General features: G+C 58.9%; 15 protein-coding genes. 6 read left to right on the top strand and 9 right to left on the bottom strand.

The window, feature by feature from the left end:
• Positions 1-9 precede the first annotated feature (9 nt).
• Positions 10-579, top strand: coding sequence for a glutathione S-transferase family protein (locus K8I84_RS10885; protein ID WP_223794782.1), 570 nt, complete (start codon positions 10-12; stop codon positions 577-579).
• 200 nt (positions 580-779) lie between these two features.
• Positions 780-1,391, top strand: a complete 612-nt coding sequence (locus K8I84_RS10880) for a Yip1 family protein (protein WP_223794781.1) — start codon at positions 780-782, stop codon at positions 1,389-1,391.
• Between the two features lie 104 nt (positions 1,392-1,495).
• Here the strand turns inward: K8I84_RS10880 and K8I84_RS10875 are convergent, their stop codons facing one another.
• Positions 1,496-3,910 carry a xylulose 5-phosphate 3-epimerase gene (locus K8I84_RS10875; protein WP_223794780.1) on the bottom strand — a complete coding sequence of 805 codons (2,415 nt, stop codon included), beginning with the start codon at positions 3,908-3,910 and terminating at the stop codon, positions 1,496-1,498.
• Positions 3,911-4,118: 208 nt separating this feature from the next.
• Between K8I84_RS10875 and pbpG the strand changes: the two genes are divergently transcribed.
• Positions 4,119-5,036, top strand: a complete 918-nt coding sequence (pbpG, locus tag K8I84_RS10870) for a D-alanyl-D-alanine endopeptidase (RefSeq protein ID WP_223794779.1) — start codon at positions 4,119-4,121, stop codon at positions 5,034-5,036.
• A gap of 23 nt (positions 5,037-5,059) precedes the next feature.
• Positions 5,060-5,539, top strand: a complete 480-nt coding sequence (locus tag K8I84_RS10865; protein ID WP_223794778.1) for an asparaginase domain-containing protein — start codon at positions 5,060-5,062, stop codon at positions 5,537-5,539.
• A gap of 2 nt (positions 5,540-5,541) precedes the next feature.
• Here K8I84_RS10865 and rsuA read toward each other — a convergent pair whose 3' ends face one another.
• From rsuA to K8I84_RS10825, 8 genes are all read right to left on the bottom strand, one after another.
• Complete coding sequence (rsuA, locus tag K8I84_RS10860; protein ID WP_223794777.1) at positions 5,542-6,243, bottom strand: 16S rRNA pseudouridine(516) synthase RsuA; 702 nt, start codon at positions 6,241-6,243, stop codon at positions 5,542-5,544.
• Positions 6,240-7,271, bottom strand: a complete 1,032-nt coding sequence (locus K8I84_RS10855) for a metal-dependent hydrolase (RefSeq protein WP_223794776.1) — start codon at positions 7,269-7,271, stop codon at positions 6,240-6,242. The genes rsuA and K8I84_RS10855 overlap by 4 nt, the downstream gene beginning before the upstream one ends.
• A 5-nt stretch (positions 7,272-7,276) precedes the next feature.
• Entirely contained in the window at positions 7,277-8,473 is a 1,197-nt protein-coding gene (locus tag K8I84_RS10850; protein ID WP_411722674.1) for a lytic murein transglycosylase, read from the bottom strand.
• Positions 8,474-8,634: 161 nt separating this feature from the next.
• Positions 8,635-10,047: a phosphate regulon sensor histidine kinase PhoR gene (gene phoR, locus K8I84_RS10845; protein ID WP_223794775.1), complete on the bottom strand. Its 1,413-nt coding sequence runs from the start codon at positions 10,045-10,047 to the stop codon at positions 8,635-8,637.
• A gap of 36 nt (positions 10,048-10,083) precedes the next feature.
• Entirely contained in the window at positions 10,084-10,776 is a 693-nt protein-coding gene (gene phoB, locus K8I84_RS10840) for a phosphate regulon transcriptional regulator PhoB (protein WP_223794774.1), read from the bottom strand.
• A gap of 74 nt (positions 10,777-10,850) precedes the next feature.
• Positions 10,851-11,738 carry a 4-hydroxybenzoate octaprenyltransferase gene (ubiA, locus tag K8I84_RS10835; RefSeq protein WP_223794773.1) on the bottom strand — a complete coding sequence of 296 codons (888 nt, stop codon included), beginning with the start codon at positions 11,736-11,738 and terminating at the stop codon, positions 10,851-10,853.
• 84 nt (positions 11,739-11,822) lie between these two features.
• A complete protein-coding gene (locus K8I84_RS10830) occupies positions 11,823-12,404 on the bottom strand; it encodes a chorismate--pyruvate lyase family protein (protein WP_223794772.1) in 582 nt (193 codons plus the stop codon).
• Positions 12,385-12,942 carry a hypoxanthine-guanine phosphoribosyltransferase gene (locus K8I84_RS10825; RefSeq protein WP_223794771.1) on the bottom strand — a complete coding sequence of 186 codons (558 nt, stop codon included), beginning with the start codon at positions 12,940-12,942 and terminating at the stop codon, positions 12,385-12,387. The genes K8I84_RS10830 and K8I84_RS10825 overlap by 20 nt, the downstream gene beginning before the upstream one ends.
• A 282-nt stretch (positions 12,943-13,224) precedes the next feature.
• On the opposite strand from K8I84_RS10825, the gene K8I84_RS10820 reads away from it, so the two are divergent.
• Both K8I84_RS10820 and K8I84_RS10815 read left to right on the top strand, forming a co-directional pair.
• Positions 13,225-13,392, top strand: a complete 168-nt coding sequence (locus K8I84_RS10820) for a rubredoxin (protein ID WP_008173532.1) — start codon at positions 13,225-13,227, stop codon at positions 13,390-13,392.
• An 18-nt stretch (positions 13,393-13,410) separates the two neighbouring features.
• Positions 13,411-14,565: an NAD(P)/FAD-dependent oxidoreductase gene (locus tag K8I84_RS10815; protein ID WP_223794770.1), complete on the top strand. Its 1,155-nt coding sequence runs from the start codon at positions 13,411-13,413 to the stop codon at positions 14,563-14,565.
• Positions 14,566-14,623: the final 58 nt, after the last annotated feature.

Below are 14,623 nucleotides of genomic sequence, written 5' to 3'. Positions count from 1 at the left end.
GGAGGCATGATGAAGCTGATTGGATCGACCACCTCGCCCTACGTCCGGCGTATTCGAATCCTGCTGGGGGAGGAGCCCCACGAGTTCGTGAATCTGGATATTTATGGTGAAGGCCGGGATGAACTGCGAAAAACCAATCCAACCCTGAAAATTCCGGTGCTGGAAGACGAAGGGCAGGAGATCTATGACTCCCGGATTATTGCCCGGTACATCAGCGCAAAGCAGGGCCGGGATCCGCTGACCTGGGACCAGCAAAATCAGTTGACGCTGATCGATGGTGCCAACGACTCGGCCGTCATTATGCTGCTCTCCGAGCGCTCGGGTATCGACACGGGGCAGGACCTGATGTTTTACAACCTGCAGCGGGAGCGCATCCTGACGACGCTGCGCACCCTCGCCGCCATGGTTGATGATGGGCACTTCGACGACTGGGATTATCCCTCCATGTGCCTGTATTGCCTGGTCGACTGGCTGGATTTCCGCAGCCTCGTGGAGTGGACCGGCATCGAGAGTCTGCTGTCATTCCGGGATCGCCATCAGGACGAGCCCTGGGTAGCCCGTACCGATCCACGCGGCTGATTGTGATCCTGTCGATCGCCCATGGAGCTCCATCGGGCGATCACTTGCCGCGAGGTGAGACAGGCAGCAAATTTTTACCGAATTCCCTTTCGGCTCCTTTGATCTTGTCTATATTTAAATTGAGGGAGGTGGGTTGATCTGAGCAATTTGCCTACCCGTATCTCATAATATTAACAATAGGTCTCTAAAGGGGGTCGTCCATGCTCCTGACTCACGCGTTTGGTTTATTCACCCACCCGGACGAAGAGTGGGCTTCCATTCGAAAAGAACACGAAACTCCTCGCCGACTGTACGTGGCCTACGTGGTTGTTCTCGCAGCCATTGCTCCAATCTGTGCCTACATCTCGACCGCCTTCTTTGGCTGGACGGTCGGAAACGATCGCCTGATCAAGTTGACTCAAATAAGTGCGCTGCAGTTAAGCGTCCTGACCTACATCGCCATGTTGGTCGGGGTGTTTGCCCTCGGTTATGCCGTTAACTGGATGGCCAAAACCTACGGAGCGAGGGAAGAACACGTGCCCTCCTACGGTATCGCGCTGGCGGCCTATTCGTGCACGCCTTTGTTCCTGGCGGGCTTTGCCCTCCTTTATCCGGTGCCCTGGTTCAACGCCATCGTCTTTCTGGCGGCGGCCTGTTACGGGGCGTGGCTCATGTATGACGGCTTGCCGATCGTCATGGGCGTAGAAAAAGACCGCGCGGTCTTCTACGGTGGTGCAATCCTCACCGTGGCTCTGGTGATTCTGGTCACCACACGGGTTGGCTCGGTGATCCTTTGGAACTGGGGTGTTGGCCCGGTGTTCGTCAGCGGGTGACGTGAGGCCGGTCGGGTATCGGGAAGAGCCTGGCCGTGCCGCCGGTTTACCATGACCGTAATCAAAGAGGGGAGCTTGGGAGCTCCCTTTTTCGTGTCAGGGCGCTAAACCCCGGTGATCACCCCAGGGGTGCCCCGGCCCTCTACGGCGGCCAGTTCCGCTGCCGACAGCCACTCGCCGGGAGGCTTGTCCATCACCAGCGCACAGGCCGCCAGAGTGTGCGCCCATGAGCACCGGTTGGTAAACAGCATGCCCGCAGTATCCAGCGTACCGCCGCGATTGAGATAACCGAGCACCCGACTGTGCTTGGTTTTCGGAAACAAACTGTGCAGGTGTCCCCTGAACACTTCCGGTCGCATATGGGTTAGCGCCACGCGCCGAGTGATCTGGGCGGGGAATAGCTGTTCCCGGGCAAAGTCAGGCAGTGTTTGTTCCGCCTCCATGGCGTCTCTGGGCTGGCGGAGTCGTCCGGGTTCCTGAATGTAAATCAGCCGGAATGACGTGCCTGTTTCTCGTAGCCGCTCGCACACCCGAATCGCCTCGGCCAGCTGGTAGGCACCATTGGCCATCAGCAAAAGTGGTTCGCCGCCAGAGGTATCCTCGTCCACCACGATGGCTCCCCGTTCGGACAGCGCCTCAGCCTCATCCCAGGAGAACAAGCACGGGCGTTCCCGCTTGGGGATCACCAGGGTGGAAATCTGCCCGCGCCGACGATAAACGCTGGGTAGCAGGGCCAGGGTGCTGTTGTAATCGGCAGGGAACAGCACGCGGGAGACGTCATTCATCTCGGCCAACAGGCTTTCGCAGAAGGTGGTGTCCTGGTGGGATTGCTCGTTCTTGCCGTTTTCCCAGGTATGGGAGGTGGCAACCACGGGAACGCCGAGCCACTGTGCTGGCCGCCCGATTTCCTTCTGATGGCGTGAGAAGATCAGTTCCTGACGAATGGCGCCGAGCATTTTGACGCAGAAGGCCTCGTAGCTCGCCACCAGATTCAGCCCCGCCTTGTTGGCCAGGCAAGCGGATACCACAGCCTCTTCGTTCAGCGCGGTGATGATCTTGCCGTGAATGGATTCCTGTTCGTTTTCCGGCTCCAGGACCCGATGCTTGAGCGCTGCCAGTACGCCGTTCAACCGGTTACTGGCCAATTCGTCGGGATTACCAACCCGGGCCCGTAGTTCGGGATTGGCGTCGACCAGAGCGCAAAAGAAGTCGTCCACCGCGCTCATGGGGGAGCGTCGGTTTTCGCAGGGAGGCAGGTGTGGATAAGTGGGCTCCTGCGGATTCCGCAAAGCCAGAGGGTGGTCTCGTTCCAGAGGCCGGCATTGCCGGGCGTGCTCGGAAATGCGGGCGATGCTCAGGTTCAGCTCGTCCGGCGCTACCCAGAGCCTGGCTGCGTGCTGGTTGAAGAGTTCCCGAGCGGGTGCGTCCAGGCGCGGGTTGCCGGGCAATGGCAGGTTGTGGGCCGCGTTACTGCCGGCACCGTAGAAGCCAAAGCCCTTGACCGTTTCTGCAATCCCGTAGGGTATGCGCACGGGATAACGGATCTTGCCCTGAAGCGCTTCCTCTCCGCTTGCCTTGAGCGACTGTTCCATTTCAAACAGCGCGCAGACAAAGGCCGCCGGATCCCGGCCGTCGAAGGGGTAGGGATCGAAGCCGCGCGCCGCCAGATGCTCTTCGAAACGTTCAAGGCCGGCTCGGGTTCCGAGTTCCGTGCGCTGCTCAATACGCCGGCCGTTGGCGATCATAATCGGCATCACCAGGCCGCAGTCTTCGGCTCGCCACCAACGCGGTATCCAGTCGCTGCCCCGCTGCTCTTCCGCGGCGCCATCGGACAGAAACGCCACCAGGGATTCCCCCGGCAGTGGCATATGGGCGTATTGAAGTTCGGCGAAGCCCAGATACCCGCCCTCGATAATGCCCCCAGCGGTGTAGGGGGTAACATGACTGCCCAGGGGCGCACTGACCGTTCCGTCGGTACACTGCCGGTAGTTGTAGAAATCCCTGGCAAGGCGTGACTGGCCATCCGCTGACCCGTAGCGTTGCGCCTGTTCGGGGTGCAGGTTGCCGGTCAGCACGTTGATTGCTTCTACGGCGGCTACGCAGTGCCCCTGCCCCATTAGCCAACTGCGGGTTTGGCCGGTCAGATTGTTGAGGGCAAGATAAGCGGCGTAGGCCGGGACCATGTTCAGGGCCCCGCCGGTGTGACCCTGGGGCTGGAGTTTGAAATCATGTGGCTTCAGCGGATCGCCGCTCACATCGACCCGGTTGGCATAGGTCATGTGTGCCACCAGCCAGAGTCCCGCACTGGCCAGCCGGTCCAGCGCGGCGAGCTTCTGGTAAACGGTCGTCTCATCGGGCTGCAGGCCCGCTTTGACCAGCCGATTGGCCAGGCTCTGGACACGGCCGCAGGTGGCTTCACTGTGTTCTATGACGCCGTAGCCTTTTTGCCAAAGGTCATAGGCGCACCCGTCAACGGCCTGAGTGGGCTCGGATGCCGGCTGAGGGATGTTATTCTGCATGGTTTCACCTGCCTCCATGGCGTCGAGTCTGGAGGAAATTGTAGGAGTGAGAGGTGCAGGTGTAATTGATTCAAGTCAGTAAGCCGGCGGGGACGACAGAGCGGTCTTGTGTCCGAAAAGGCCTCTGTACGGGTCTGACCGCATTGGCGCTCTATGATGATTATCTTAAACTTGGCGTTTTTTTAAGCAATTGCAGGATTCAGATCTTATGATAGTACGTGGTGGCCTGGCCTTAATGCTCGCCCTGTTCCTGGGTTTCTCCGGACTGGCTGTTGCCAGTCAGAGGTCCGAAGGGCCTAACCTGGCCTCGGTCAATGCCGCTGTGGCCGCCGTCGGGGAAGATTCACTGGTATTTGGCAAAAATGCGAATCGGTCAGTGCCGATCGCGTCTCTGACCAAGGTGATGACGGCACTGGTTGTTCTTGAGTCAGACCAGCCGCTGGATGAGTGGCTGACCTTCAGGAAACGGCATACGCCCCCTGCTGCCAACGCCTATACGCGGATTCGCGTCGACTCCCAGTTGCGTCGTTCCGATGCGTTGCGTATTGCCCTGATGTCGTCGGAGAATTTTGCGGCGTATACCTTGGCCCGCAGTTACCCGGGAGGCTTCGATGCCTTTGTCGCGGCCATGAATGAAAAAGCCAGGTCGCTGGGTATGACCGGAACGCACTTTGTGGACCCAACCGGGCTGTCAGCGGATAACGTGTCGACCGCCGCCGATCTGGTGAAGCTGGTCAATGCCGCCTCCCGGCACCCGGAATTTGAGGAGTATTCAACCACCCGTTACTATCGGGCCAAGTTCCGCAAGCCCCGATACAGCCTGTCGTTCGGTAACACCAACGCGTTGGTTCACCGGGATAGCTGGGGCGTGTCTCTGAGCAAGACCGGTTATCTTGAGGAGGCCGGGCGATGCCTGGTGATGGTGTCCCGTATGGAGGGCAAGCCTGTGGTGACCGTATTACTCGACTCCCTGGGTACCCGTTCTCCGATGGGTGATGCCGGGCGCATCAAGCGTTGGCTGGACACCGGTGCCCGTGGCCAGGTGGCCAAGGCCGCCCGTCGTTATGAACAGGAGAAGAACGCAGCCTACGCAGCTACCGCCAACAATACAGTCAGTGCCAACTAACCCAGACTAAAAGGTCCGTCGTAATGATCCAGATTCTTACCACCGGTGGCACCATCGACAAGGTGTACTTTGATGCCAACTCGGAGTTTTCCGTGGGCGATCCTACGGTGCCTGAGATGTTGACCGAGTCCAATATCCACGATGGATATGAGCTCAAGGAAGTGCTGCGCAAAGACAGCCTTGAAATGACTGAAGACGATCGGCAAGCCGTCTTTCAGGCGGCCAGCGAGTCCCCCTCCGACCGGATACTGATCACCCATGGCACGGACACCATGGCTGAAACTGCTTCGGTTCTGTCCAAATTGGAGGGCAAGACCATCGTGCTGTTTGGGGCCATGCAGCCAGCGCGGATGCGCCGAACGGATGCCCTGTTCAACCTTGGGTTTGCCTGGTCGGCGGTCAGCCTTCTGCCACCGGGTGTATACATTGCGATGAATGGCGAGGTGTTTGAGGCAGGCTCAGTTCGAAAAAACCTCGAAGCGAAGCGCTTCGAACGGGTCTGAGTTCAGCTTACACCGTCTATTTCAGCCTGGGTCAGCGGGCGGTACTCGCCCGGGCCCAGCGTCGGGTCCAACGTGATCTGGCCGATCCGGATTCGGTGCAGGGCCTCCACATGATTGCCCACCGCCGCCAACATCCGTTTGACCTGGTGGTAGCGTCCTTCCGAAATCGTCAGTTCGATCACCTTCGGTTCCAGCACGGTTATCCCGGCTGGCCGGATCGGCTTTGACTCATTCCGCAATTCCACACCGCTTTCAAGGGCGCTGATAGCGGGCTGTTCAATCGGCTCGCTCAGGGTGACCCGGTAGGTTTTCTGGCATTCCACGCGGGGCGAGGTGATCCGATGTGACCACTGCCCGTCGGTGGTGAAAAGCAACAAGCCGGTGGTGTCGATATCCAGTCGACCGGCAATGTGCAGATCCCGGGTCAACTCCTGTGGCAGCAGGTCCAGAGCGGTGGGGTGTTCGCTGTCCCGGGTGGCGCTGACCACGCCCACAGGTTTGTTCAGCATCAGGTATTGCGGCCCGAGTATGGTGCAGGGCTGCCCGTCTAGAGTGACGCTGGCGGTCTCCGGAATCTTAATATGCGTTTTTTTGCAGGCCTCTCCGTCTACCTGCACTCGGCTGGCATGGATGGCACGCCGGGCCTCTTTTCTGGATAACGGTGTACTGAGGGAAATGAACTGATCCAGTCGCGTCATGGTCATGAGCAGGTTTGCTCCGGAGCGGGGATGGACAGGCTGGCCAGGCACAGCAAGGGCGCCTCCCCGGTCAGGCGTGACCAGAGCAGGCTGAGCATTTCTGGCTTAACCGAAGGCCGGGGTGTACGGGTGCTGGTAACGGGTGCCAGGTGTTCTCCTTTGCCTTCGGCGAGGATGAAGGTAAAAGGATGGGCTCCGGGCAGACCGAGCCGGATATCCGTAGCGGTCACTTCCTGGTCCTGGCGCTGGTACGATAGGAATCCGTTAGTGAACCATTCCAGTCGCCTGGTTTCAGGCAGTTCTGCCACGCTTTGTGCCAGCTCCGGATCGCGGGGAAAGTATTCCAGGTTAAGCGGGCGGTCGCCATCCAGGAATCCAGTCACGATCTCCACCTGCTCGGTGTCTGAGATGGCGGTTGCTCGCCAGAGGATGGTGTTGAATGGCATCGGTTGCACCAGCAGGTTTGAATGCTCGAGGCCCACGGCAGCCAAGGCGGGGGTGACCCGTTCAGTGATAATCTGCTTGGCTGCTACCGTCCAGCCCAGGTAAAGCGTGGACAAAACCAACCCCATCGTCAGCGCAGTGCGCGCTGGTGGCCGTATCAGGAAAAACAGGCAGCCGGCCAGAAGGGGCAGGGTGTAAGCTGGATCGATGATGAAAATGCTGCTGATGGCGACCGGTGGTCCAAAGGGCCAGAAAATTTGCGTGCCGTAGGTAGTGAAGGAGTCCAGCAGGGGATGGGTAAGCAGGACCAGCCCGGTCAGCGTTAGCCAGCGACCCAGACTCAGCTGTGGCTTCCAGCGCCACAAGACCCAGGCCAGGATTATTGCCAGTGGCGCCAACACGAACAGCGAGTGGCTGAAGCCACGGTGCTGGGTGAAGTTAGCCACTGCCGAGCCGTAATCGATCAGTACATCCATGTCCGGCAGGGTGCCCAGAGCCGCGCCAATGACCAGGGCTGAGCGCCCAAGCTTCGGGCCGGCAACCGCGCCTGCAATGGACGCGCCCAACGCGACTTGTGTTACTGAATCCATGACTGTTACCGCTCTGTGCTCACACCGAGTTCTTGCAGCACCGAATCACCCGGATAACCGTCAGCCACCATGCCATTGGAGGCCTGGAAGCGCCGAATGGCGTCCCGGGTTCCTGGCCCCATAATGCCATCCGGTTTGCCACTGTCGAAACCGCGGGCGTTGAGTGATTCCTGCATGGCCATAATGGCGCTTCGGGAAAGGGTCGGCAGATCCTCCGGTGGCGGATTCTGCAGTTTGCCTGCTCCGGCAACACGATCGGCGAGATGCCCGACCGAGATGGCGTAGAACTCCGACCGGTTCCAGCCCATGATCACACGGAAATTCTTGTACGCCAGAAAGGCGGGGCCTTCATGACCGGCGGGCACCACCAGGGCGGCCTTGATCGGGGCGTTGGCCAGTGGCTTGCCGAAGGCATCGGTAATACCTTTGCTGCGCCATTCGGAGAGCGGCAGGCGCCGTCCGTCGGCCAGTGAATAGTTAAAATTGTCCGGTAAGATGACTTCCCGGCCCCAGCGATAGTCCGGATCCCAGCCCATGGACTGCAAAAATTTACCGGCTGACATCATGGCATCCGGAATGCTGTTCCAGAGATCGCGGCGGCCATCGCCATCGGCATCCACTGCGTGCTCCAGGAACACCGTTGGCATGAACTGGACGTGGCCCATGGCGCCAGCCCAGGAACCTTCCATCTGTTCCACAGCAATGGCGCCTTCATCAATGATGCGCAGGGCAGCGATCAGTTGCTTGCTGAAAAAGCTGCTTCGTCTGGGATCACAGGCCAGGGTGGTTAAAGAGCTGGGAACAGACATCTTGCCGAAATAGCTGCCGAAGTTGGTTTCCAGTCCCCAGAAGGCCACCAGGTAAGGTGCCGGAACACCGGTCTCACGAGTGACGCGCTCCAGTAGCTCACTATGCTCGCGCAGCAGTGCCCGGCCTTTGCTGACCCTGTCGTCGTTCACGCGACGATTCAGGTAATCGGCAAAGGTGGTGGTGAATTCGGGCTGTCGACGATCCAGTTCGATGACCCGATCCAGGTATTCCACCTGCGCCATGACTTTGCTGGCCGTCTCTTGGCTCACGCCGGATTCAACAGCACGCTGCTCCAGTTGCGCCTTGCAGGTGTCGAAGGTGTCGGCTGTGGGTGGCTGTGGGCTGTCGGCGGCATGAATGGGCAGGGCCAGAGACACAAGCGCAGTGGTCAAGGGCAGGCCTCGGATGAAACGCTGGCACGGCAGAATCCATGTGAAAGGGTTAGGCACGCGAAACCTCTGTCAGGATGGCGGTTGTGGAAGCTTTGGGGCCCATGGTAGCGCGTTTTTCCACGTCGAAAATACCGTTTGGGATTAATCGAGGTGACAATTGTTTAACCTCGGGGTTCCGCCCTGTCCGGGCTTTCGTCCGATGCATCGGGGTTGTGGACTGCCCCGATCCTGTCGCTGATTGCGGTGTCATTGTTGCTAGTTGTCATCGCTTCCGCCTCCCTGCTAATCAGTCGGTTGGTGGGAAAGTGGCAGATAAATTCACTGCCTTCACCCATCCGGCTACGGATATCCAGTTTTCCATCGTGGTTCAGCAGCACGTGCTTCACGATGGCCAGCCCCAATCCGGTGCCGCCGGTGTCAAGGTGACGGCTGGGATCCGCACGGTAAAAGCGCTCGGTCAGTCGGGGGATGTGAATCGGGTCGATGCCAATCCCGTTGTCTTTCACAGATAGGTGAGCGCCTGTTGAGTCGGCAGCCCAGGTAATGGTGATTTTACCCTGAGCTGGCGTGTATTTTACGGCGTTGAATATCAGGTTGGAAAAGGCGCTTCGAAGCTGGCCCTCGTCACCGCGCAGCCAGCGGTGGTCATTTATTTCAAGCTGGATGGTGTGCTCTTGGTCACCGCTGAGAACCTGGGCATCGTGGACGATTTTCTCAAGAATCTTGGTCACATCGTTCAGGTGGTCGTCGTAGGCCTGTTCGCCGATTTCAATCTTCGACAGCAGGATGAGGTCGGTGATCAGGGCTTCCATGCGCGACGACTGCGTAGACATGGTATGTATAGCCCGGCGCCACTTGGGGGGCAGGTCCTCGGCGTTGTCTTCCAGAGTTTCCAGGTAACCGCTGATCACCGTTAACGGTGTACGCATCTCATGAGAGACGTTGCTGACGAAGTCTCTCCGCATTTGTTCGAGCTGGTACAAACGGGTGACATCCTTGGCGACGATCATCCGGTCGTTGTCCCCGAACAGGCTAATCTGCAACTGCAGGCGTATGTGCGGCCGGGCTGGTGAGTTCAGTTCCAGCGGTTCGTCGTAGTTTCTGGACTCGAAGTAGCGTTTAAAGTCCGGGGAGCGAATCAGGTTCTGGATGTATTGGCCAAGGTCGGTTTTGAGCCTGAAACCTAACAACCGCTCCGCCGCACCATTCCACCATTCTATGGTGCCCTGGCTGTCGGTCATGATCACGCCGTCACGCATGGCGTTGGTGGATTCCCGAACCCGATTAATCTGGGTGAGGAGCTTCTCTTCGGTTTTCCTGTTTTTCAGCTGCAGCTTGTGAAGATTGTCGAACAGGTCGCCCCAGAGCCCTACGCTTTGGGGCGGATTGCTGGTCGTCTGGGGGTTAATCAGCCACTGGTACATTTTGCGCGATTGCACCATGGTCCACGCGAGGTAGGCGATCAGTCCGACAGAAAGAACCTGCAGCGGGTAGCCAATCATGAATCCAAGAATCAGGCAGCCTGTAAGTGCGCCCAGCAATTGCCTTAGGTGTTGTGACCAGCTGTTCTGCATCCAAACACTGCCTTGTATGTGTGCGAACCGACCCGATTAGGCGGACTGCGTTGAAAACCGGTAGCCGGCTCCCCGTACGGTCTGAATGAGGTGATCATGGCTTTCACCCAATGCCTTGCGAAGCCGCCGGATATGAACATCTACGGTGCGTTCTTCGACATAGACGTTGCCACCCCACACCTGATCCAGCAGCTGGGAACGGGTGTAGACCCGCTCCGGATGAGTCATGAAAAACTGCAACAGCCGATATTCCGTTGGGCCCACATTCAGTGGGCCTTCTTTGGTGGAAACCCGATGCCCGACAGGATCGAGGGTGAGCCCGTCAAACTCGACCGGAGAATCGACACCCGGCGGTGTGGCCCGGCGAAGAACGGCTTTCAGTCGGGCTACCAGTTCTCTTGGGCTGAACGGCTTGGTGATGTAATCATCGGCCCCCATTTCCAGCCCCTGGACTTTGTTGTCTTCCTCGACCTTGGCGGTGAGCATGACAATGGGGATGTCGGCGGTTGTCTCGTCCTGTTTAAGACGGCGAGCCAGCTCAATCCCACTGGTGCCTGGCAGCATCCAGTCAAGCAGGATCAGGTCCGGTTGGTTGTCGATGATCAGGGCATGGGCCTCGCGGGCATCAGCGGCTTCGAGGTAATGGTAATCAGCCATTTCGAGGGCCACGGCGATCATTTCGCGAATCGGCGCCTCGTCATCGACGATCAGCACGGTTTTTCCAGACATAAACCTACCCTGTGTCAGTCCTTGAATGTTGCCAGCCTATTACAACGCCCAAGTGTGACAAGTATATGACAGGTTTAGTTTAGCAACCGGTCAATCAACAGTCCGACGAAGACGGCGAGTCCGGCCCAGTTGTTATTCAGGAAGGCTTTGAAGCAGCCTTCCCGTGAGCGGTCACGGGTGAGGAGTTGCTGGTAGACAAACAACCCGGCCATGCCGGCCACCCCGAGGTAGTAGAAGAAACCCAGTTCTGCGCGCGGGCCAATCATCAGCAGGATAATCACCACCATAACTTGCAGGGTGGCGATGATCGTGCGGTCAGCCTCGCCAAACAGGATGGCGGTGGACTTGATCCCGACTTTCAGGTCGTCGTCCCGGTCTACCATGGCGTAAAAGGTGTCGTAGGCAACGGTCCAAAGCACGTTGGCGGTAAACAGCAGCCAGGTAAGTTGGCTGACTTCATTCGCCTGTGCAGCCCACGCCATGGGAATGGCCCAGGAAAAGGCCGCACCCAGAAACAGCTGAGGCAGATGGGTGTAGCGCTTCATGAACGGATAAATGAACGCCAGCAGTGCGCCGCCAAAGGACAGGTACAGGGTCAGACTGTTGGTAAATAGCACGACCATCAGGAAAGACACCAGGCACAGCCCGACAAACAACGCAACGGCTTCCCAGGGGTCGATCCGACCGGCGGTGAGCGGGCGGTCTTTGGTGCGCTTGACGTGTCGGTCCCAGTCCCGGTCGGCGTAATCATTGATGGCGCAGCCTGCCGCGCGCATGAAAATAACGCCCAGGGTGAATACGATCAGGTTGCCGACATCCGGTATACCGTCGGCAGCCAGCCAGAGCGCCCAGTAAGTCGGCCAGAGCAGCAGCAGGGTGCCAATGGGGCGGTCGATACGCAGAAGTTTGGCGTACTCTCCGAGCCGTTGATGCACGTGGGCAGGCATGACGTTCTGAAGCATAGGTTGTTGATCCGTTGGGTAATGCGGATGAATCGACAGATGCTGCCCGATTATACAGTGGCCGGTCGATGATGAAAGGGCGGGTTAGCGGTACAAAACGGGGAGCAGGTACTCACCAACGAGCAGTTTTCGGTCGTCGTGCCGGAATACGGAGCGCCGGGCGATTTCCGGTTGGCCTTGTTCTGTGCGCTGGCACAGGCCAGTCTCCAGAGGACCCCGTTGCCAGTCGGGGCTGCTGAACAGGTAGGCGCCGAGCGGCCGATTTCCAAGGTGTCGCAAGCGGCGTCCCCGTCCCTCAAGACAACTGAGAGGGACGACGGTGCGGGCCAGTACCCAGGGAGAGCCATCGCCACACAGTCGTACCTCGCGGATCCATGCCCGCTGTCGAATCGGGATATTCAAGTGTCTGGCTTCTTCCAGTGTGGGCACCGCGAAGCCTTCGTGCTGGACTTCCACGTGGAAGGACCGGGTGCACCGACTTTGAAGGGCCCGGGTAAACGAGCCCTCGACTTGCAGCCAGTGACGGGCCGGGCCATGGACGTCCGGATTACGTAAGCCAGCCGCGGCGAGGGAGTCGTACCAGTCGGTCGCAGGAATGCTCAGATCCCATTGAGCACGGTCGGCGGTGGGCAGCTTCTTGGGTGGGTCAAAGTCCTTTGACGGCATAAATTCCCGGCGCGTTGCGCCAATAGCCTTTGTAATCCATACCAAAGCCAAACAGGAAGCGATCCTCGACTTCCAGGCCAGTGAAATCGGCCTTCAGGTTGGGCTTTGCCTTGCGGTCGTGCTGTTTGTCGACCAGTACCGCAGTCAGGACTTCCTTCGCTCCGTGGGCGAGGCAGTAATCGGCGATGGCGCACAGGGTTGTGCCCTCATCAAGGATGTCGTCCACGATCAGAATGGTGCGGTCCCGCATGTCTGCTTCCGGGCGAAGCTTCCATTCCAGGATGCCGCCGGTGGTTTCCTGCCGGTACCGCGTCGCGTGAAGGTACTCGGCCTGAACCGGGAACTTCAGCAGCGGCAGCAGTTGCCCGGTCAGAATCAGTCCGCCATTCATCACGCAGAACAGAAGAGGGTCGCTGTCTTTCAGGCGGCCGGTAATCTCATCGGCCATGGATTGAATGGCTACCTGCACTTGCTGTTCATTCACCAGACAGTCAGCTTCGGCCATTACCTGGTTCATTTCGGCGACGGTATCGGTCATAGCGGTCGGATCCAGTCAGAAAACGGTCGATTATACCGGAGTGATTCCGGGGAAGGGAGGGCCTTTGCCCGGGAACCGTGTCTGTATTTATGGCTATTGGCAGAAGTTCTTGCAAGCCGCGGTCTGTGTTGGCATTGGTCAATGTCTGGCGGATGGGTATCATGGCTTCGACGTTCTACACGGGCTGGTTTTGCGTCACGGGTCCGAAATTGAGAATCAAGCTCTTGCGTGCAATATTGTTCGACAATTATGATGGCGCGCGAAGTACATAGGAGAGAACCGATGAAAAAGTGGCAGTGTGTGGTGTGTGGGTTGATTTACGACGAGGCCGAGGGCTGGCCGGAGGACGGTATCGAACCCGGCACCAAGTGGGAAGATGTGCCGGAAGACTGGGTTTGTCCCGACTGCGGTGTCGGTAAAGAAGATTTCGAAATGATTGAAATTGGCTAACCGCCACGGAGTAACGTTATGACTGATCAGGCCCCTATCGTCATTGTGGGTACCGGGCTTTCCGGTTATTCGCTGGCCCGGGAACTGCGCAAGGTAGACAAGGACACGCCCATTGTCATGGTTACGGCGGACGACGGTGTCAGCTATTCCAAGCCCATGTTGTCCACCGGGTTCACCAAGGACAAGGACGCCGATGGTCTGGCCCAGGCCTCCAACGAGGCGATGTCGGAGCAGCTGAATGTCCAGGTGCGGACCTTTACCACCGTGACCGGTATCGATACCGAAGCCAAGGTACTGTTGCTGGGGGATGATCGCCTGAACTACTCACGCCTGGTGCTGGCGTGGGGGGCGGATGTGATTCGTCTGTCCCTGGCTGGTGATGGTCTTGAACACGTGTTTTCCATCAATGACCTGATCGATTACCGGACCTTCCGCGACGCCCTTCACGGTGGCAAGCGCGTGGCGGTGATGGGGGCCGGCCTGATTGGTTGTGAGTTTGCCAATGACCTGCGCAACGGTGGCTACGAGGTCGATGTGATAGCACCGTCCGAGGTGGTGATGCCCGGCCTGCTGCCGGAAGCTGCGGCCGGTGCCGTGCAGGGCGAATTGGAAACCCTCGGGGTGAGATTCCATCTCGGCACCGAAGTGACCCGGGTCGACCGTGAGGGTGAGGGCGTGCGCCTGACTCTGGCCAACGGCGATACCCTGGAGGCGGACCTGGTGGTGTCGGCCGTGGGATTACGCCCTCGTACCGAGCTGGCCAAAGCGGCAGGTATTGAGGTGGGTCGTGGTATCCAGGTGAACCGTGCGCTTGAAACATCGGCGCCTGATGTATACGCCCTGGGCGATTGTGCCGAGGTGGATGGCCACGTCCTGCTGTACGTGCTGCCATTGATGGCCTGTGCACGGGCACTGGCCAGGACCCTGACCGGTGAGCGCACAGAGGTGCGTTATGGAGTGATGCCGGTCATGGTGAAAACACCCTGCTGTCCCACTGCCGTGGCGCCGCCGCCCCATGATGCCGCCGGTGACTGGGAAATCGAACAGGATGGCAGTAACGTCAAGGCACTGTTCCGAAGCCCGGAGGGCGATTTGCTTGGCTTTGCCGTCACCGGCAGTTATGCGGTTGAGAAGCAGGCGCTGTCAAAGGAAATGCCGCCGATCCATTCCTGATTGTTGTTTTTCGCAGTGTTGCAATACAAAGCCGGCCTTTGCGCCGGCTTTGTGTTTC

The sequence above is a fragment of the Marinobacter sp. F4216 genome (assembly GCF_019931195.1).
Taxonomy (GTDB): Bacteria; Pseudomonadota; Gammaproteobacteria; order Pseudomonadales; family Oleiphilaceae; genus Marinobacter; species Marinobacter suaedae.
The sequence above is the reverse complement of the archived record's forward strand: the minus strand, read 5'-3'. Positions and strand labels throughout refer to the sequence as shown.